The following is an 18915-nucleotide window of genomic DNA, read 5'->3' on the forward strand; positions in this document are numbered from 1 at the left end:
TTCTGCCGTGAAATACCGATGGATGATCGGAAGCTGCCCAGTACGATGACGCCCGTGCGACCTTGGGATGCGTTCACCTCCGCCGAGGCGGAGGTCCGAGCGATGGTCGCGGACCCGCGCTGGCAAGGGCTTTCCGTGCCCGATCGCGCCCACGTACTGGCGGCCAGAATTCTTGTGACCCCAGATGGCGACAGGTGGCTCTTCGGTGCTCACGCACGCTGGCACCTGCACGACCCGGCCGACGGCCGCTGGCACCTCGCGCCGCCTCCGAGGGGCGTACGGGCGCGCCAGGTACAGCACCCGGCGGCGGTGCTGCCCGACGTCGCGATCCCGCACGGGCCCGACTTCCACGCCGAGCCGGGCTCCACCCAGGCGTTCATCGGCCCTGACGTGTCGGAGGACCTCACCGAGCGGCTCAGGGTGCTGCTGCGGGCCAGTGGGCGCAAGTCGGAGCTGGACTACCCGCTGACGGCCTTCGACGAGATCTTCGCCTCCGACGTGCCGAGCACGGTGGCGGCCATCTGGGGCACGATCATGTGGTGCGCGTACGCGCCCGCGTTCGACGGCAACGAGCGGCTGATCACCGTGTTCGGCGAATATCTGCGCCGCTCGCTGCCCGGCGACGAGTGGGTGCGCTGGTTGCCCGCGCCGCCGCTGCTGGACCTCGTCACGCTCGTGTCCGAGCGGCAGGGGGCGGGCCGCCCGCGCGCCGCGCTGAGGCTCGCCGCCATCATGGCGGACACGGCCCAGATCCTGCTGTCCGACACCCGCTTCAGGCCGCGGGCGCTGGCACTCCTCACGATGGTGGAGCCCATGCTGCGCCAGCCGGACCATGGACACGACCTCACGGACGCGGAGGCGCTGCGCGCGGCGTGGCTGGAGCGTTGCCCGCGGCGGCTGTGCCGGGCCCTGCTCGTCGAGAACGACCCGGAGTCGCACTTCTCACACGCCGTCTACGACCTGATGGAGGCGCTGTCCTTCACGCCCGATCCGCCCATGGCCGCCGCCACGTTCCTGGCCGACCTGTCCGACTCCAGGGGGGCGCTGCCGGCCCGGCTGGACCACCGGCTCAGGCGCGCGTACGGGGAACTGGACCGCGCCGGACTCACCGGCACCTCCGCGAGCGAGTCGACCGAGCCCGACGGCTTCCCCGTGCAGGGCAGCGTGCTGACCAAGCCCGCGCCGGCGCTGGAGGTGGCGCCGCCCGATCGGACGAGCGCGGCGGCCGTGCTCGGGGCCGCGTACGCCACCGGCCTCGCGTGGGGCACGCTGACGGGGGCCAAGGTGCCGCAGGGTGGGCTGGCCGGGCAGACGGCACTGGTGCGCAGGCTCGTCCACGAACGCGACGACAACCACACAGACCACACCTAAACCACAAATAGCGTTATTTCACCCTTACTCCGCCTATATCGTTCTAACACTTGAGGTCACAGGTAATTCTCCGAATTGTGATCTCCGATTCGGAGAATGACCCCACTGGGGCCCCCGAGGATCGGAAAGGAATGACTCCGATGGGCCATGTCGCCGGAAGGGACATCGCCGTAACCTCGTAGAGGGTGTGGGCTGCGGAAGGAAGGACGACGCGGTGGGGCACGATGACCTGGACTCTCGGGTCCACGACCGTGTCGCGTTGGACGAGATTGCGCTCTACGCCGAGGTGCTCACGGCCGTGGCTGTCAGCGAGCGGCGGCTGACCTTGGACGAACTCGACGACGCGCTCGGATTGCGGACTTCAGCGAGCCGCTGAAGGATCAATCACGATTACTAGCCCCGGGAACCTAGTTAACTGGTTTCCGGGGTTTCCTATAACTAGTCAATCGCGCCGTACGGGTCCTTCTGAAGGAGGACTAAGAGCGGACGAGGCGCGCGATGGCCGCCGAGGCCTCCTTGACCTTCGCCTCGGCCTCCGGCCCGCCAGTGTTGATCGCGTCCGCCACACAGTGGGAGATGTGCTCCTCCAGCAGCCCCAGCGCAACCGCCTGGAGCGCCCGCGTGGCCGCGGAGACCTGAGTGAGCACGTCGATGCAGTAGGCATCGTCATCGACCATGCGCTGCAGGCCCCTGATCTGACCCTCAATCCGCCTGAGACGCGTCAGATATGCCTGCTTGTCTCCGCTATACCCATGCATGGCCTCTACGGTACCCGTAACCCGTTAGGGGTCCACAGGTAAGCGCTCAGCGGATGTCGGTGATGAGCTTCTCCCACTGCTCGGCCACCTCGCCGGCCGCGTGGCGCACCGCGGTGTCCAGCGCGCCCGCCGCGAGCGAGCGCCGCCTGCGCTCGTCGTCGATCAGCGCCAGCAGGGCCGCCGCGAACAGCTCCAGCTCGCCCTCGCTCTCGGGCACCAGCACGCCGTTGTAGCCCGTGGCCACGAACTCCTGCGGCCCCCTGGCCCCTTCGAAGGCCACCACGGGCACCCCGCAGCCCATGGCCTCGAGAACGGCCATGCCGAGGTCCTCGGTGCGCGAGGTGGTGGCCACGATCGACGCCTTGGCGAACTCGCCCGCCAGGTCGGAGGTCATGCCCATGAAGTAGACGTGGTTGTGCAGGTCGAGGTCGCGGACCAGCGCGCGCAGCCGCCGCTCCTCCGGGCCGCCGCCGTACAGCCGCAGCCGCCAGTCGGGCCGCTTGTCCGCCACGATCGCGAACGCCTGGATCAGGCGGTCGTACGCCTTGACCGGCACCCACCGCCCGCCGGCCGCCACGATCCTGTTGTCCATGCGCGAGCGCGGCCACGGGCCGCTGGGCAGCGCGTCCAGCACGGAGTGCACGGCGGGTCCGTCGGTGAGCAGCTTGCTCCACTCCTCGCCGGCCGACTCCGTGGCCGTCACGACGGCGTCCAGGCGCGGATAGAGACGCTTCACCGGCCCTGGCACGACGGGCCTGCCCCACTCCCTGGCGATCTTCAGGATCTCGCGCGGCGCATGCCTGGCGGCCTGGACGCCGAGCCCCGGCCTGGTCGTGATCAGCACGTCGGACTTGAGGTTACGCAGGAGTCGCCACAACGCCACCTCGGTGCGTACCTGCCCGCGCGGGAACAGGTGCCTGACGCCCGGCCTGGCGTCGATCACGCTGCGCATGGTCACCTTGGGCCCGACGGGGAAGAACGGCTTCTCCTTCTGCCGCCGGACGCTGATCACCTCGACGTCGTGCCGCTCGGACAGGGCGGTGGCGAGGTTCAGTGTTGCGCGTACGTCGCCCCGCATGGCGTACGCGGAGGCGAGGACCAGGCTGACCTTCATCCGCCCACCTCGATGCGCAGCTCGTCGTCCGCGGTGTAGCAGGGCCTGATGGGCACGCCGTCCACGGTGGCCGAGGGATAGTGCAGCCGGCGTCTCTTGCCGTCGACGTCGTCGAGCCGCGAGCCCATCTTGAGCGGCGTGGACAACCCCTCGACCTCCAGCGCGGGCTCCCAGGTGCCGGAGCCCACCTCGGCATCGGGGTCGGCCCCCACCACGTCCACGAGCGAAACGGCGGCGTGGAAGCGCACGCCCTGCACGGTGGCCGTGGCGCGGATCCGCGCGTTCGTCTGCCTGCGCTCCAGGGTCAGCATGGCCTCGTGGCGGGAGTCGTCGTCCTCGAGCCCCGTGTACGCCAGCAGGCCCGTCACCTCGAAACGCCCCTCCCTGAACCAGATCGCGCGCACCTCGGCCACCGGCTCGGCGTCTGAGATCTTCAGCGCCAGATAACCGTTGCGCGTTCGGTACGAGCGATAGGCGAGGGTCCGCCTGCACAAGGCGTACGCGTCGAGGTGGTCGAGCGAGAAGCCGGGATCGACGCTGCGCAGCCTGCTGCGCTTGCCGTCCCGGCGCAGGTAGGCGTCCCAGCGGCCAGTGGTGAGCTCCAGCGGCGCCAGCGAGACCGCGAGCGTGGCCTCACGGGCCCGTGCGCCTGGCGTGCCGAGTCGCACGTCGCGTTCCACCCCCGTGGTGCGATGCCTGAGCACGAGTTCGGTGCCGTCTTCCAGTGGTGCGTCGATGGCGAGCCGGAGGGCGAGGACGTCGGCCAAGGTGACTTCGGCGTCCGTGACGACGACGCCCATCACGAGCCCCCTCCCCGTCGAATAGAGCCATGCGACGTTGAGGTTACCGTGATTTTCCCGTTATGTGGATGCCGGATTACGGACACTTGGCTCGCTGACGTGGGAGATCCCCCACAGCAGCGGTGAGGGAGTCCGACAGCTGACGGTCAGGAAGCGCCCTTGACCGACTTGATCAACAGCTGGGCCACGTCCACGACTTCGAGGGACTCCTTGGCCTCGCCGTTGTTCTTCTTCTCGTTGATCGCGTCGCCGAGCATCACCATGCAGAACGGGCAGGCGGTGGAGACGGTGTCGGGGTTGGTGGTCAGGGCCTCGTCCACGCGCTCGGTGTTGATGCGCTTGCCGATGCGCTCCTCCATCCACATGCGCGCGCCGCCGGCGCCGCAGCAGAAGCCGCGGTCCTTGTGGCGGTGCATCTCCTGGGTCTGGACGCCCGGCACCTTCGACATGATGTCGCGGGGCTGGGAGTAGACCTTGTTGTGGCGGCCGAGGAAGCACGGGTCGTGGTAGGTGATCTTCTCCTCGATCGGCGTGATCGGGGTGAGCAGCCCCTCGTCCACGAGCTTCGACAGCAGCTGGGTGTGGTGCACCACCTCGTACATGCCGCCCAGCTGCGGGTACTCGTTGGCCAGGGTGTTGAAGCAGTGCGGGCAGGTGGCGACGATCTTCTTGACCCCGGCCTCGTTGAGCGTCTCGATGTTCTGCTGGGCCAGCATGTTGAACAGGTACTCCATGCCCAGGCGCCGGGCCGGGTCGCCGGTGCACGCCTCCATCGGGCCGAGCACCGCGAACTTCACGCCCGCGATGTGCAGCAGCTCCGCCACGGCCTTGGTGGTCTTCTTGGCCCGGTCTTCGAGCGCGCCCGCGCAGCCCACCCAGAACAGGTACTCGGTGTCCTCGGGCATCTTCTCGTCGACGACCTCGACCTCGAAGTCGAGCTCGGCGACCCAGTCCGCCCGCTTCATCTCGGACATGCCCCACGGGTTGCCCTTGTTCTCCAGGTTCTTCACCATCACTCCCGCCTCGGACGGGAACGACGACTCCACCATCACCTGGTAGCGGCGCATGTCGAGGATGTGGTCGATGTGCTCGATGTCCACCGGGCACTGCTCGACGCAGGCGCCGCAGTTGGTGCACGACCAGAGCACGTCAGGGTGGATCACGCCGTCCTCGCCGACCAGCGGCTTCTCCAGCAGCGCCAGCACGTCGGTGTCCTTGTGCTCGACGCCCTGCGAGGCCGCCAGCAGGTAAGGGGCAACCTGGAAGGCGTGGTCACGCTGGTCGAGGATGAGCATCTTCGGCGACAGCGGCTTGTCGGTGTTCCACGCCGGGCACTGCGACTGGCAGCGGCCGCACTCCGTACAGGAGTAGAAGTCCAGGAAGCCCTTCCACGTGGTGTCGGCGATCTTGCCGCGCCCGAGCCTCTCCGGGTCGAGGTCCTCGTCCTCGAAGTCGACCACCTTGCCGTCCACGCGCATCTCGGGCGCGCCGCCCAGGCCGTCGGGGCGGCGCGAGAAGAGCACGTTGAGCGGCGCGGTGAAGATGTGCAGGTGCTTGGAGTTCACCACGATGACCAGGAACACCAGCATGAAGCCGATGTGCAGCAGCAGCGCGATCTCCTCCAGCAGCGCGCTCTGCGGCAGCACGTTCCCCAGCCCCAGCGAGACGAACGCCCCGGAGAAGTAGGGGAAGTTGCCGTTGGCGGCCGCCGCGCCACGGGCGAGGAACAGCGTCCAGATGATGTTGAAGATCATGAACAGGACGAGCCACGCGCCACCCAGGTGCGAGCCGGAGAAGCGGGAGGTGCGGCCGAGCGTCTTGGGCGAGTTCTTGATCCGGATCACGGCGAACGCGATCAGGCCGAGCACACACGCGACCGCGATGAAGTCCTGCAGGAAGCCGAGCACACCCCACGTGCCGATCAGCGGGATGTGGAAGTCGGGCGTGCCGGTGATCGCGCCCTGGATGATCGCGCCGTACGCCTCGATGTAGACGGTGAGCAGGATGAAGAACGCCCACATGACGAAGAAGTGCGCGGTGCCCGACGGCGTCCACTTCAGCAGCTTCTTCTGCCCGAACACCTCGACGAGCTGCGCCTTGAGCTCGTCCGTGGCATGGGTCTTGGCGTACTCGATCCGCTCGGGCGCGGGAGGCCCCACTGTCGCGAGCTTGAACAGGAACAGCACCCTGCGGCCCGCGACGGCCACCGCCAGGACGGTCATCAAAAGCCCGATGATGGCTACCCAGACCACGGGTCCTCCCACAGACGACGTTGGCTGTCAGCGTACGGTCACCCGCTTCGCGGGTATCTCCCGAGAATCCTACCCGCGGGTAATATTTCCGGAATACGCGACATACCCTATGGTCACCGGGTTATGCAGAACAATGCTCTAGACGGCCAAGTACCTCTGAATGGTCGGCACGAGCAGCTCCACCAGCTCGTCATGGCTGGCGCTGGCCAGGGGCTCCAGCTTGATCACGTAACGCCCCATGATGACGCCGAACATCTGCGCGAACGCCGCCTCGATCCGCAGGTGCGGCACGCCGAGCCGGTCGGCCACCTGGTAGAGCAGCGCGTTGGTGATGAACTCACGGAACATCGTGACCGCCTGCTCGTTGGTCATGGCCGAGCGGATCAGGGCCACCATCGGCTCGCGCGTCTCCGGCGTGGCGGTGACCTTCAGTATCAGGTCTACGAGCCGCTCGGCGATCTCCTCGCGCGGCCCTTCGAGCAGCACCGCGATGACGGCGTCCGGAGTGATCGGCAGCTGCATGGCCGCCGCGAACATGCCCTCCTTGGTCTCGAAGTAGTGGTGTACGAGAGCGGGATCGACCTCGGCCTCGCGGGCGATGGCACGCACGGTGGCCTTGTCGAACCCCTTCTCCGCGAACACCTTCCTGGCCGCGGTGAGGATCTCCCCACGCGTGTCGGCCGCCCCCGGCCTGCGCCCGGGCTTGCGCTTGGTGGTCACCTGCCCACCGCCAGGTAGACCCGCATCGGCACGGGCAGCATGCCCTCGGGGAACTCCTCGCGCAGCTCCACGCGCTGCCGCTCGACCAGCTCGTCGGCGGACTCCGGCGAGAGCGCCGCCATGTAGGAGTGTGAGCGCAGGTCGAGCAGGAAGTGCTCGATGCCGACCAACCTGGTCCAGGGGATCCAGCGCTCCTCGATCACCTCGAAGGACGAGGCGATGGGCGGCACCGACCACTGCTCGACCGCGGGGCCGTAGTAAGTGGGCACGGCCTCCGCCAGGCGGGCCTCGTAGGCGGCCAGCCAGTCGGCCTGGGCCGCGTGGTTGAAGTTCCAGCAGCCCACGATGGCCCCCTCGGGCCGCAGCACCCGCCTGGCCTCGGCGATCGACGCCACCGGGTCGAGCCAGTGCCACGACTGCGCGTACGTCACCAGGTCGGCCACCCCGTCGGCCAGCGGAAGCGCGTTGCCGTCGGCCAGCACGGCCGCGACGGCGGGCGGACCGCTCTCCGAACGCGAGACCAGGCGGGCGAGCATCTCCGCGCCCGGGTCGACCGCGATGACGTGGGACCCGCGCGACCTGAGCGCACGCGTCATGATGCCGGTGCCCGCGCCGACGTCCACCGTGGTGGCGCCGGCGAGCTCGACGCCGGACACCTCGCCCAGCGCGCGGTACAGCTCGTCGGGGTAGCCGGGCCTGCCCGCGTCGTACGCGTCGGCCACCCGGTCGAACACCCTGGCCAGGTCCTTGATCGGCCCCATGTTCATGAGGAGGCCGCCAGGTGCAGCCGCGCGAACGCGAGCCCCTCCGCCAGATCGTCGATCCGTTCGGTACGGCTGGCCGCCTTGCGCGTGTTGACCTCCAGCACCACCAGCCCCGAGTAGGCGGTGTTGGCCAGGCGCTCCAGCAACTGGGCGCACGGCTGATTGCCCCTGCCGGGCACGAGGTGCTCGTCCTTGTTCGTCACGCCGAGGCCGTCGGCCAGGTGCACGTGGGCCAGCCTGTCGCCGAGCTTGACGGCCATCTCCATCGCGTCGGAGCCCGACACCGCCGTGTGCGACAGGTCGAGCGTGACCTGGGGGAAGTCGTAGTCGATCGGGTTCCAGTCGGGTGAGTAGGGCACCACGTCGTTGCCCCTGGCCCTGAGCGGGAACATGTTCTCGACCGCGAACGCGACATCCGTCTCATCACGCATCCTGGCCAGACCCGTCTCGAACTCCCGGGCGTAGTCACGCTGCCAGCGGAACGGCGGATGGACCACGACCGTCGAGGCGCCCAGGCGTTCGGCCGCCTTGTGCGCCTTGACCAGTTTGGCCCAGGGGTCGCGGCCCCAGACCCGCTGGGTGACCAGCAGGCAGGGCGCGTGAATGGCCAGGACAGGGACCTGGTAGTGCTCGGAGAGCCGCTCGATCACGTCGATGTCCTGGCTCACCGGGTCGGCGCCCACCATGATCTCCACGCCGTCGTAGCCAAGGCGCGCGGCCAGCTCGAACGCGTCAGGAGTGCGTTCCGGATATACCGAGGCGGTGGACAATGCGATCTTCGCATTGGGCACGCGGATGACATCAGCCACGCTGCCAGCCTAAGCCGGTGAAGCCGATCTGGCGCGAAAGCCCCTTTGGTGAGCCGCGTCCAACGGCTCGCCACACTGCGCTTACCGTTGGGGCATGCCACGGATAGCGAAGGGTGCGATCCCCAGCCCGAACATCTGGAACACGCCCCAGATCTACGAGCTGGAGAACCGCGCCGTCGATCCCGAAGGCGCGGCCGACGAGGCGATGCGCGCGCTGCGCCCCTGGGACGGCGGCACGGTGCTCGACATCGGCTGCGGCACCGGGTACCACCTGCCCGCGCTCTCCGCCACGGCGGCGACCGTGATCGGGGTGGAGCCGCACGAGGATCTCGCCATGCTCGCCCGCCGCCGCTGCGCCGGGCTGGCCAACGTGACCGTGCATGCCGTCGCGGCCCAGAACCTTCCCCTTCCCGACGCGAGCGTGGACGTGGCCGTCGCGCGCTGGGCGTACTTCTTCGGTCCCGGCTGCGAGCCCGGCCTGCGCGAACTGTCCCGCGTGGTACGCCGCGGCGGCGCTGCCTTCGTCCTCGACCTCGACGCCACGCGCGGGTCGTTCGGCCGCTGGTTCTCGCGCACGGTGCCGGCGTACTCCGCCCGAGAGGTCGAGTCGTTCTGGGTCCGCCAGGGGTGGCAGCGGCGGCCGCTCGACCTCAGGATGGCCTTCGAGCGGCGGGCGGACCTCGAGGCGGTGCTGCGTATCGAGTTCGCGCCCGAGGTGGCCGAGCAGGCCATCGCCGAGACGCCGGGCCTGGAGCTCGCCTATCCGAACGTGCTGCGGTGGCGTTACTACTGAGTTCATGGCCTCACTCCGTCCGGCGGCCTTGACTTTGACGTCAGTGTCAACGTTTACCGTGGTGGCATGCGCATCGGAGAGCTGGCGGAACGGACCGGAGTGAGCACCCGCTCGCTCCGCTACTACGAGCAGCACGGCCTGCTCAGAGCCCGTCGCACGGCCAACGGCTACCGTGACTACAGCGAGGACGACGTCCGGCTGGTGTCCGAGATCCGGGCGCTGCTCAAGGTGGGTTTCACACTGGAGGACACGCGGCCGTTCGTCGACTGCCTGCGCCGGGGGCACAGTACGGGCGGCTCGTGCGCGGAGTCGGTCGAGGTCTACGAGCGCAAGCTCAACGAGATCGACGAGGAGATCCGTGTCCTGCTCGCCCGCCGCGCCGAGGTGGCCACCCAGCTCGCGCAGTCATGCCCAGGTTGCTTCGTAAGGGGATAGACATGATCAAGCTGACCACGGAGAACTTCGAGGAGCAGGTGCTCAAGAGCGACAAGCCGGTGCTGGTCGACTTCTGGGCGGAGTGGTGCGGGCCGTGCCGCATGGTGGCGCCGGTGCTGGACCAGATCGAGGCAGAGCACGGGCTGACCATCGGCAAGCTCAACACCGACGAAAACCCGGAGATCATGGCCCGTTACGGCGTGATGGGCATTCCGACGCTGCTGCTGTTCGAGAACGGCGAGCCGGTCAAGCAGGTCGTCGGGGCCAAGCCCAAGCGCATGCTCGTCTCGGAGCTGGGCCTCGAGTAATCCACAGGGGCCGTGCCTGTCGAAGATTGTCAGTACGTGCCGCTAGCCTGCTCCGCATGGCCAAGACAGCCCAGAAGCCCGGATACCGCTGTGCCGAGTGCGGGTGGCGCACCACGAAATGGGTGGGCAGGTGCGGCGAGTGCCAGGCGTGGGGCACGGTCGACGAGGAGGGCGCGCGCGCCGGCGTCAACGTCGTCCAGGCGGGCGCCACCACCGCGCCCGCCGTGCCGATCGGGCAGGTCAAGGCCGAGGTGGCGGCCGCGCGCACGACCGGCGTCGGCGAGCTCGACCGGGTGCTCGGCGGCGGCCTGGTGCCGGGGGCGGTCGTGCTGCTGGCCGGCGAGCCGGGCATCGGCAAGTCCACGCTCCTGTTGCAGTCCGCGGCCAGCATCGCCGAGCGCGAGACGGTCCTCTATGTCACGGGCGAGGAGTCGGCGGCCCAGGTGCGGCTGCGCGCCGACCGCATCGGCGCGATCCGCGACCACCTCTACCTCGCCGCGGAAACCGAGCTGTCGGCCCTGGTCGCCCATGTGGAGAAGATCCAGCCCAGGCTGCTGGTGGTCGACTCGGTGCAGACGGTCGGCTCCGCGCAGGCCACCGGCGTGCCCGGCGGGGTGACGCAGGTCCGAGAGGTGGCCGCAAACCTGGTCCGCCTGGCCAAGGAGCGCAACATGGCCACCGTGCTCGTCGGCCACGTCACCAAGGAGGGCTCCATCGCGGGCCCGCGCACGCTGGAGCACCTGGTCGACGTGGTGCTCAACTTCGAGGGCGACCGCCACTCCAGGCTGCGCATGGTCCGCGCGATCAAAAACCGGTTCGGGCCCACCGACGAGGTCGGCTGCTTCGACCTGCACGAGCGGGGCATCGAGGGCATCACCGACCCGAGTGGCCTGTTCGTCTCCCGGCGCAGCGAGCCGGTGCCCGGCACCTGCGTCACCGTCACCGTCGAGGGCACGCGCCCGCTCCCCGCCGAGGTCCAGGCCCTGGTCGCCCGCACGGAGGCACAGCAGCCCAGGCGCACGTCATCGGGCCTCGACACATACCGCGTGCAGATGATCCTCGCCGTCCTGGAGCGCCGGCTCAATGCCCGGCTGGGCGGCTGCGACGTGTTCACCGCCACCGTGGGCGGCATCAAGCTGGCCGACCCGGCCGTGGACCTGTCGGTCATGCTGGCCGTCGCCAGCGCCGCCGGGGACAAGCCCCTGCCTCCTGGGCTGGTGGCGCTCGGCGAGGTGGGCCTGGCGGGCGAGCTGCGCCCGGTCAAGGACGTACGCAGGAGGCTGACGGAGGCGGCCAGACTCGGCTTCAAGCGGGCACTCGTACCCGCCGGATCCCTGGAAGAAGGCAGCCGAAGGCGCAACGGACAGCGCGCGTTGGTGCCGGTGGGGCCGGTGGCGTTCGCACCCGGGTTCGAGGTGGTGCAGGCGGAGAACGTTTGGGACGCCCTCACACACGTGACATAGCGCGGCTAAGCTGGGCGTGACCGATCGACACGGGGGTCATGTGGATAGGAGTCTGGACGACCGTCGTCGCGAGGCCCTGGCCGCGGTGGCCCCGGGCACACCTCTCCGCGACGGCCTGGAACGGATCCTGCGCGGGCAGACCGGCGGATTGATCGTGCTCGGCTACAACCAGGTCGTCGAAGAGGTCTGCAGCGGCGGTTTCGAGCTCGACGTCGACTTCTCTGCCACCAGGCTGCGCGAGCTGGCCAAGATGGACGGCGCCATCGTGCTGAGCGACGACCACAAGATCGTACGCGCCGCCGTGCACCTGGTGCCCGACCCCGCCATCCCCACCGACGAGTCCGGCACCCGCCACCGCACCGCCCAGCGCGTGGCCAGGCAGACGGGCCTGCCGATCATCGCCATCAGCAAGTCGATGCGCATCATCGCCCTCTACCTCGACGGCATCCGCTACGTCCTGGAGGAGTCGGCGGTCATCCTCTCCAAGGCCAACCAGGCCCTGGCCACCCTCGAGCGCTACAAACACCGCCTGGACGAGGTCTCGGGCACCCTTTCGGCCCTGGAGATCGAGGACCTGGTCACGGTCAGAGACGTGTCCGCGGTCGCCCAGCGCCTCGAGATGGTCCGCAGGATCGCCGACGAGATCAAGGGCTACGTGGTCGAGCTGGGCACGGACGGCCGCCTGCTGTCCTTGCAGTTGGACGAGCTGGTGGCGGGCGTCGACTCGGAGCGCGAGCTGGTCGTCCGCGACTACCTCCCGGCCCCCTCCGGCCGCCGCCAGAGGCGCCTGATCGACGCGATGCACGACCTGGACAAGCTGTCGGGCAACGAACTGCTGGACCTCGGGGCCGTCGCCCACGTCCTGGGCCACATCGGCACGGACAAGCTGGACAGCCCGGTCAGCCCCCGGGGCTTCCGCCTCCTGGCCAAGGTCCCCCGCCTGCCGGCCACGGTGGTGGAGCGCCTGGTGAACCATTTCGGCGGGCTGCAGAAGCTGCTGGCGGCCAGCATCGACGACCTGCAGGCGGTGGGAGGAGTCGGGGAGTCGCGCGCCCGCAGCGTCCGAGAGGGCCTCTCCCGCCTGGCCGAGTCCTCCATCCTCGAGCGCTACGTCTAGACCGCCCAGGATCGGCTGCGTGACAGGCGGCTAGGTCCTCGGGCCGTCCAGGACGTTGATGAGGGTAGTGGCGAACCCGGCCGGGTCGGACCAGTAGCCGGTGTGGTCGCCTGGGAAATCGATCATGCTTTTCCCCCAGCGGTCGGCCAGGGCAAGGCCGGCCCGGTAGGGAAAGTGCTGCCGGGAGTCCCGGCCGCCGGCCATCACGATCCGCTCCTGCTGAGCGTCCAGGGTCGCCAGATCGGGACGATGGCCGGGCGCCTGCCGCACTTCGTGATCAAGGAAGAAGCCGAGGTTGCCGGACAGGCGGCGGATCAGGTCAGGGTCGATGTCGGCTGGTCGCTGGAGTGAGTCCAGGCCGATGCCGGTCATGAACATCTGCATCGCCGGGCCCGCGCCGTCCCGCCGGTAGGTGTCGTACACCTGCTGGAAGAACGTCCGCCACCTGGCGGCATCGGTCAGTACCTCCGCCAGGGGCGGCTCGTGGGCGATCAGCCCGGTGACCAGGCCGGGGCTCTGGCTGATCAGAGCGAGTCCGATGACTGCGCCCGCGCTGCTGCCGAAGACATGCGCCGGGCCCTTCGCGACTGTCTGCAGCAGGCAACGCGCGTCGTTGACGTGGGTCTCGCCCCAGGCGTCGTCTTCGAACGATCCGTTGAGGGTGCTTCTGGAGAACCCGCGCCGGTCGTAGCTGATGACGGTGTAACGAGGGGCGAGTAATTCCGCGACGGTGTCGAACAGGTCGGCGTCGCCGTTGCTTCCGGGGATCAGCAGGAGTGCGGGCCCTTGCCCGCGCACCTGGTAGTGGAGGCGGGCGCCGGGCACGTCCAAGGTGTGGGCCTGCTTCATGGGCATGGCAATGATCCTTTCCGTACTTACCGGCCGTCAGGTAGATTGCATACTAACCGGCCGACAAGTAAGTTGCTCGGCCAATAGCAGCGGCCGTCAAGGCGCTCCACCCCTGACGTACCGGCGGCCGAAAAAACTTCCGGCTGGACGTAGAGAACGGACGCGCGACTCCGACCCCTCCACGAAAGCGAAAACAGCCGACATGAAGGAGCCGGACATGCGCAAGATCATCTACTGGGTGCACACCTCGGTCGACGGGCACATCGACGGGCCTCAGGGCGAGTTCGACTGGCCGGTGATGGGCGAGGAGCTCTCGGCGTACTCCGACGCGCTCACCGAGCGGGTCGACACCCTCATGTACGGGCGCGGCGTGTGGGAGGGCATGGTGAGCTTCTGGCCGACCGCCGAGTCGATGTCCGACCACCCGCACGTCCTGACGTACGCGCCGATCTGGCGTGGCACCCCGAAGATCGTCTTCTCGACCACCCTGGGCGAGACGGAGTGGGCCGCCGCCATCATCAGGGAGAACGTCGCCGAGGAGGTCGCCGAGCTCAAGCGGCAGCCCGGCAAGGACCTGCTGCTGACCGGCGGCTCCCGGCTGGCCGCCACGCTCACCGATCACGGCCTGATCGACGAGTACCACGTCGCCGTGCACCCGGTCGTGCTGGGCGGCGGCAAGCCGCTGTTCCTGCCCCGGGAGGACCGGCTCAACCTGCGGCTCGTCGAGTCACGCACCTGCGACTCGAACGTCGTGGTCATGCGCTACGACCGGGCCTAGACGGCCGTGGAGGGGAACCGGCCGGCGCTCAGCGGAGGTGGAAGACGCCCTTGGGGGTGCGGAGTTCGCCCATGTGCACCGTGGCCACGTACGTCCCCGGCAGCGCGGTGGCCGGGGTGGCGCGGCAGTCGGTGCTGGAGCGGTGCCGGTCCCATTCCAGCGACCGGACGTAGGGCACCCCGCGCTGCAGTTTCTTGAGCTCCGAGCCCACCCCGCTGACGCAGTCCGCGGTGGACCAGATGCGGTCCTCGCCCGAGGTGATGCGGACCTCCATGGCGCGCGGCCCGACGTCGGCCGTACACATCACGGGGCCGATGTTCACCAGCGTCACCATGAACGTCGGCCGGGCGCCGGCCGAGTAAATCTCCTCCTTGCCCCCCTGGAGACTGAGGACCAGGTCCTCCTTGGCGCAGGGGTCGCCCGGGCGCTTGGGAGCCGCCGCCACGGTGGCCGTGGGGGTGGTGGTCGGGGTCGGCGACGGGCTGGCCGTGCCCATGGCGAGCGTACGGAGCCCCGCCAGCAGCGGATCGACGACGGGCGTAGCGCTCGGTGATGTCTGCGCGCTGGACGCGCGTTCTGGCCCGCTGCCCCCGCTGGAGCACGCCCATGCCACGACGGCCACTACGACGAGCACCGCCACCAGGACGCTCATCCGGCGGCGCCAGTAAACATCACCGCCGTCGCCACGTATAGTATCCGGATCCATACGCACAGGATGGTTCCCGCAGTGGCTACGTTGAGTGACGACACGCCGAAGGCTTCATTCTCCGAATACGCTTGACCGCGTGGTTGAGCCGAACCTCCTACACGCCCCCGTTCTGGACTGGTACGAGGACAACGCCCGAGACCTCCCGTGGCGTGCCGCCGACGCGACCCCGTGGGGCGTACTGGTGAGCGAAATCATGCTCCAGCAGACCCCGGTCGTACGCGTCCTGCCCATCTGGCACGACTGGATGGCCCGCTGGCCCACCCCCAAGGCGCTGGCCGCCGAGCAGCCGGGCGAGGCCGTACGCCACTGGGGCCGGCTCGGCTACCCGCGCAGGGCGCTCCGGCTGCACGCCTGTGCGAGGGCCATCACCGACGAGTACGGCGGCGAGGTGCCCTCCGACCACGCGACCCTGCTGTCGCTGCCCGGCATCGGCGAGTACACCGCCGCCGCGGTCGCCAGCTTCGCGTACGGCGGGCGCCACGCCGTCCTGGACACCAACGTCCGCCGGGTCTTCGCCAGAGCCGTACGCGCCGAGGAGTACCCTCCCACGGCCACCTCAGCGGCCGAGCGGCGGCTCGCCGAGGCTCTCCTGCCCGAACTGGGCGCCGCCCGCTGGGGCGTGGCCGTGATGGAGCTGGGAGCGCTCGTCTGTACGGCCCGCGCCCCGCGCTGTGCCGACTGCCCGATCACTCACCTGTGCGCCTGGCGGCTGGCAGGCAAGCCGCCGCACGCCGGCCCCGCGCGCAAGGGCCAGACGTACGCGGGCACCGACCGCCAGTGCCGCGGCCGCCTCCTTGAGGTGCTGCGGTCGGCCCATGGTCCGGTGCCCAAGGCCGCCCTCGACGCGGTGTGGGACGACGCGGTGCAACGCGAGCGCGCCCTGGACGGCCTCATCTCCGACGGCCTGGCCGAGCACCTGGACGACGGCACGTACCGTCTGCCGGCTACCTGACCCACGGAGGCACGGTGCGCTCCGTGCCCTTGGGTGCGAGGTCGCACGCGTCCGGGTCGGAGACCCCGTCCGGGTTGTAGGCCTCGGCCCCGGGAGGCGCGACCACGATCGACACGAAGCCGCGTACCGGATCGGCGAACATCTGCCTGCTCACGTTCGCGGGCAGCACCATGGTGTCCCCCGCGCCGACCTCGACCCGCTCGCCGCCCAGCTCGACGACGGCGGTCCCGTCGAGCCAGGTCCACACCAGCTCGGCGTCGAACGCGTGCACCGGCCCCACCATGCCTGGCCTGGCGTCCACCCGCCACACTGCCTGTCCCGCCCCGCCCTGCGTCGGGGAGGCGAGTGTGGTCATGACACCGTTGGGCGTCTCGGTCCTACGGGAATCACCGGACAGAACAACAGACATCAGGATCTCCTTTCACGCGATCCACGGCGGGACGCCGTAGTCGGCCCCGTCCGCGGCCATGGCCCGCGCGCCGGCCGGTGCCGTGACGATGGCGGTGTAACCGGCGGCGGGGTCGGCGAGGACCCGCCGCACCGTATGGGCGGGCATGACGACGGTGTCCCCGGCGGCGACGCTGAACGTGTCACCGCCCAGCTCCACGGTCGCCGCCCCGGCCACCCAGCTCCACACCTGCTCGCTGTCGAAGTCGTGCACCGGCCCCTCGGCGCCGGGCCGGGCATCGACCCGCCACAGCGCCCGCGAGGCCCCTCCCTGCGTCGGCGAGGCGAACGTCGTCATGACCCCGGTGGGAGTCTCCGATCGCCGCGCCTCCGCCGAACGTACGACAGTCACTCCGTGAACCCCCTAAGATAGGAAACTACGTTGTCTATATAGTCAATCAGGTTGTCCATCATGTCAAGCGAAGGCTTCGAACTACCGCTCCGTCTGCTGCTCGCGTTCAGGGTGCTGATCGATGAACTCCACGCCGAGCTCGCCCGGCAGGGTCATCCGGACATGCGCCCCATGCACGGGTTCGTCATGCAGGCGATCGGCCCGCACGGCACGACGGCCGTCGAGCTGGGGCGTACGCTCGGGGTCTCCAAACAGGCCGCGGGCAAGACCATCGACACCCTGGAACGCGTGGGCTACGTGGAAAGAACCGCCGACCCCCACGACACCAGACGCAAGATCGTCCGGCTGACCCCGTACGGGATGGATGCCCTGAACCGCTCGGCCCGCATCTTCGACACCCTGCGCGCCCGCTGGGCCTCAGAGCTCGGAGAGGACCGCCTGCTCGCCCTGGAGTCCGACCTGCGCAGGATGACCCCGGCCAACCTCTGGCGCCTCGACACCCCCGGCTGGTTCGGCACCCTCTGAATCCGGAGGGTCAGGCGGCCAGCTGGAGGCCCAGGCTGGTGAGGTTCGTACGGGCCCAGTCCAGCTCGTCGGCCAGCAGCGACACCAGCGCCCCAGGCCCCTTGGCGCGCCCCGGCACGGTCAGGTTGTGCGTCTCGACCTCGATGTGCGCGCTCCCGCTGACCGCCCCCGACAGCATCGCCGTGAGCGTGTCGTGCAGCACGGCACCCGTGCTCGGCGTCTCCCCCGTGTGGTTGTGCACGTGCCCCAGCTTGACCACCGGCGCACCGGCCTCGGCCAGGCCCTTCAGCGCCGCACCGGGCTCCTCGGCCCCGCAGGCGAGGTGGCAGGCGTCCAGGCACACGCCCAGGTGCTCGGAGTCGATGCCGCACACCCGCTCCAGCGCCTGCTCGGTCGTCTCAAGCACGCACCCGGGCCACGGCTCGAACCCGACCCTGATCGTCTTGCCTGTCACGCTGTAGATGCCGCGCAGCTCGCGCGCCAGGCGCTCGAGGCGGCGCGTGGCGATCGTGTGCAGATCGGCGGGCCAGTCGCGGCGCCAGCCGATCGGGATCGTCGAGATGCTCCCGAACCGCACATCCTCCGGCAGCAGGAACGCCAGGATCTTGGCCAGGGCCATGGTGTAGCGGTAGCGCTCGGGCTTGGCCCAGTCGGGGCCGGGGACCTCCTGGTTGCGGCCGCCGGTGCCGTTGAGGCTCACGACCTCCAGGCCGCGCTCCTCCAGGGAGCGGCGCAGCCGTACGAGCTCGATGCGGTCGGCCGTGAGGTGGTCGGCGACGCTCGGCGAGAGCCACAGCCCGATGCCCATGCGCTCGACGCCCAGCCGCTTGCGCACCGGTACGGCGTAACGGGTCAGGTGGGCGATCAGGTTCTCCAGGTCCTCAGCGGGGTGGACGCCTGCGTTGTAGGCGAGGTGAACGAGCGTTCCGTCGGCGTGACGTAGGCGCATCGGTTTCCTCCACGGCTTGCTCTTTGTGTTCCGGTCGCTCGCCCTCGGACGTTCCGGCCCTTGCGAGCATGCCTGCTCGGTGATGGGCCGCGCGTCCGCCCTGAGTTGATTCCGCACTACTCCCCAGGGAGCAGGCGTCAGCCTAGGAACACGCTCTTGTGAGTCGCTTGGATGAGACTTGGCGAAGCTCTACGCAGTGTAGTACTACTCGCGGTGGTGGCGGTACACCCGGTACCTCAACAATTACGCAACGACCCGAGTGCGCGGACCGCCGGAATCCCTTGGGGATCGCCACAAGGCCCGAGACGGCCGCCATGCCCGCCTGTCAGCGGGGTCTCGAAGGAGACGGTGGTGGCGGGCGGGCGGAGCCTGGGCGTCACGTAGAACGTGCGAAAGCCCCCGTGTGAGGCATCTCACACGGGGGCTTTCGGAGATCCGTCAGTGCTGGATCGGCGCTGCGATGGCGGCGGCCGAGTCCGGGACCTTGGAGGCGGACTCGCCCTTGAAGAGGAACTTGGCGTTGTCGCCCTCGCCCTCGATCGTCACCTTGACGACCTGGCCCGGCCGGAGTTCGCCGTACAGGATCTTCTCCGACAGCGAGTCCTCGAGCTCGCGCTGGATCGTACGGCGCAGCGGACGGGCGCCCATGA

General features: G+C 69.4%; 22 protein-coding genes. 9 read left to right on the forward strand and 13 right to left on the reverse strand.

The window, feature by feature from the left end:
• Positions 1–45 precede the first annotated feature (45 nt).
• Positions 46–1371 carry a hypothetical protein gene (locus AB0J09_RS02560; RefSeq protein ID WP_360683948.1) on the forward strand — a complete coding sequence of 442 codons (1326 nt, stop codon included), beginning with the start codon at positions 46–48 and terminating at the stop codon, positions 1369–1371.
• A gap of 476 nt (positions 1372–1847) precedes the next feature.
• Here the strand turns inward: AB0J09_RS02560 and AB0J09_RS02565 are convergent, their stop codons facing one another.
• From AB0J09_RS02565 to AB0J09_RS02595, 7 genes are all read right to left on the reverse strand, one after another.
• Positions 1848–2129 carry a metal-sensitive transcriptional regulator gene (locus tag AB0J09_RS02565; RefSeq protein WP_080044376.1) on the reverse strand — a complete coding sequence of 94 codons (282 nt, stop codon included), beginning with the start codon at positions 2127–2129 and terminating at the stop codon, positions 1848–1850.
• 46 nt (positions 2130–2175) lie between these two features.
• Positions 2176–3243, reverse strand: a complete 1068-nt coding sequence (locus AB0J09_RS02570; RefSeq protein ID WP_360683891.1) for a glycosyltransferase — start codon at positions 3241–3243, stop codon at positions 2176–2178.
• Positions 3240–4043: a hypothetical protein gene (locus tag AB0J09_RS02575; protein ID WP_360683951.1), complete on the reverse strand. Its 804-nt coding sequence runs from the start codon at positions 4041–4043 to the stop codon at positions 3240–3242. The genes AB0J09_RS02570 and AB0J09_RS02575 overlap by 4 nt, the downstream gene beginning before the upstream one ends.
• A 146-nt stretch (positions 4044–4189) precedes the next feature.
• Positions 4190–6295 carry a (Fe-S)-binding protein gene (locus tag AB0J09_RS02580; protein WP_360683894.1) on the reverse strand — a complete coding sequence of 702 codons (2106 nt, stop codon included), beginning with the start codon at positions 6293–6295 and terminating at the stop codon, positions 4190–4192.
• 138 nt (positions 6296–6433) lie between these two features.
• The gene (locus AB0J09_RS02585) at positions 6434–7015 is read right to left on the reverse strand and encodes a TetR family transcriptional regulator (protein WP_360683897.1); all 582 of its coding nucleotides are present in this window, start codon (positions 7013–7015) and stop codon (positions 6434–6436) included.
• Positions 7012–7776, reverse strand: a complete 765-nt coding sequence (locus AB0J09_RS02590) for a class I SAM-dependent methyltransferase (protein ID WP_360683900.1) — start codon at positions 7774–7776, stop codon at positions 7012–7014. The genes AB0J09_RS02585 and AB0J09_RS02590 overlap by 4 nt, the downstream gene beginning before the upstream one ends.
• Positions 7777–7778: 2 nt before the next feature.
• Entirely contained in the window at positions 7779–8588 is an 810-nt protein-coding gene (locus tag AB0J09_RS02595; RefSeq protein ID WP_360683903.1) for a sugar phosphate isomerase/epimerase, read from the reverse strand.
• Positions 8589–8682: 94 nt separating this feature from the next.
• Here AB0J09_RS02595 and AB0J09_RS02600 point away from each other — a divergent pair, with 94 nt between their 5' ends.
• The 5 genes from AB0J09_RS02600 to disA all read left to right on the forward strand — a co-directional run bounded on the left by AB0J09_RS02600 (position 8683) and on the right by disA (position 12704).
• Positions 8683–9381 (forward strand): class I SAM-dependent methyltransferase, encoded by a 699-nt coding sequence (locus tag AB0J09_RS02600; protein WP_360683906.1) that lies wholly within the window; start codon positions 8683–8685, stop codon positions 9379–9381.
• Positions 9382–9447: 66 nt separating this feature from the next.
• Positions 9448–9816, forward strand: coding sequence for a MerR family transcriptional regulator (locus AB0J09_RS02605; protein WP_360683909.1), 369 nt, complete (start codon positions 9448–9450; stop codon positions 9814–9816).
• Between the two features lie 2 nt (positions 9817–9818).
• Positions 9819–10124 (forward strand): thioredoxin, encoded by a 306-nt coding sequence (gene trxA / locus AB0J09_RS02610; RefSeq protein ID WP_360683912.1) that lies wholly within the window; start codon positions 9819–9821, stop codon positions 10122–10124.
• 56 nt (positions 10125–10180) lie between these two features.
• Positions 10181–11587 (forward strand): DNA repair protein RadA, encoded by a 1407-nt coding sequence (gene radA / locus AB0J09_RS02615; RefSeq protein WP_360683915.1) that lies wholly within the window; start codon positions 10181–10183, stop codon positions 11585–11587.
• Positions 11588–11627: 40 nt separating this feature from the next.
• Positions 11628–12704 (forward strand): DNA integrity scanning diadenylate cyclase DisA, encoded by a 1077-nt coding sequence (gene disA / locus AB0J09_RS02620; RefSeq protein WP_360683918.1) that lies wholly within the window; start codon positions 11628–11630, stop codon positions 12702–12704.
• A 30-nt stretch (positions 12705–12734) separates the two neighbouring features.
• On the opposite strand, the gene AB0J09_RS02625 is transcribed toward disA, so the two are convergent.
• Positions 12735–13559, reverse strand: coding sequence for an alpha/beta hydrolase (locus AB0J09_RS02625; RefSeq protein WP_360683921.1), 825 nt, complete (start codon positions 13557–13559; stop codon positions 12735–12737).
• A 211-nt stretch (positions 13560–13770) separates the two neighbouring features.
• Here AB0J09_RS02625 and AB0J09_RS02630 point away from each other — a divergent pair, with 211 nt between their 5' ends.
• Complete coding sequence (locus AB0J09_RS02630) at positions 13771–14331, forward strand: dihydrofolate reductase family protein (protein WP_360683924.1); 561 nt, start codon at positions 13771–13773, stop codon at positions 14329–14331.
• Positions 14332–14359: 28 nt separating this feature from the next.
• On the opposite strand, the gene AB0J09_RS02635 is transcribed toward AB0J09_RS02630, so the two are convergent.
• Positions 14360–15037 carry a hypothetical protein gene (locus AB0J09_RS02635; RefSeq protein ID WP_360683927.1) on the reverse strand — a complete coding sequence of 226 codons (678 nt, stop codon included), beginning with the start codon at positions 15035–15037 and terminating at the stop codon, positions 14360–14362.
• A 79-nt stretch (positions 15038–15116) separates the two neighbouring features.
• Here AB0J09_RS02635 and AB0J09_RS02640 point away from each other — a divergent pair, with 79 nt between their 5' ends.
• Positions 15117–15992: an A/G-specific adenine glycosylase gene (locus AB0J09_RS02640; protein ID WP_360683930.1), complete on the forward strand. Its 876-nt coding sequence runs from the start codon at positions 15117–15119 to the stop codon at positions 15990–15992.
• Here the strand turns inward: AB0J09_RS02640 and AB0J09_RS02645 are convergent.
• Positions 15985–16401 (reverse strand): cupin, encoded by a 417-nt coding sequence (locus AB0J09_RS02645; RefSeq protein WP_360683933.1) that lies wholly within the window; start codon positions 16399–16401, stop codon positions 15985–15987. The two genes, AB0J09_RS02640 and AB0J09_RS02645, sit on opposite strands and share 8 nt — an antisense overlap.
• Positions 16402–16413: 12 nt before the next feature.
• Positions 16414–16791, reverse strand: a complete 378-nt coding sequence (locus tag AB0J09_RS02650; RefSeq protein WP_360683936.1) for a cupin — start codon at positions 16789–16791, stop codon at positions 16414–16416.
• A 60-nt stretch (positions 16792–16851) separates the two neighbouring features.
• On the opposite strand from AB0J09_RS02650, the gene AB0J09_RS02655 reads away from it, so the two are divergent.
• Positions 16852–17316: a MarR family winged helix-turn-helix transcriptional regulator gene (locus AB0J09_RS02655; protein ID WP_360683939.1), complete on the forward strand. Its 465-nt coding sequence runs from the start codon at positions 16852–16854 to the stop codon at positions 17314–17316.
• Positions 17317–17326: 10 nt separating this feature from the next.
• Here the strand turns inward: AB0J09_RS02655 and AB0J09_RS02660 are convergent, their stop codons facing one another.
• The gene (locus tag AB0J09_RS02660) at positions 17327–18265 is read right to left on the reverse strand and encodes a TIM barrel protein (protein ID WP_360683942.1); all 939 of its coding nucleotides are present in this window, start codon (positions 18263–18265) and stop codon (positions 17327–17329) included.
• A 438-nt stretch (positions 18266–18703) separates the two neighbouring features.
• A partial coding sequence (locus AB0J09_RS02665) for a hypothetical protein (protein ID WP_360683945.1) occupies positions 18704–18915 on the reverse strand: 212 nt, incomplete at its 5' end.

The sequence above is a fragment of the Nonomuraea sp. NPDC049784 genome (assembly GCF_040659615.1).
Lineage (GTDB): Bacteria > Actinomycetota > Actinomycetes > Streptosporangiales > Streptosporangiaceae > Nonomuraea.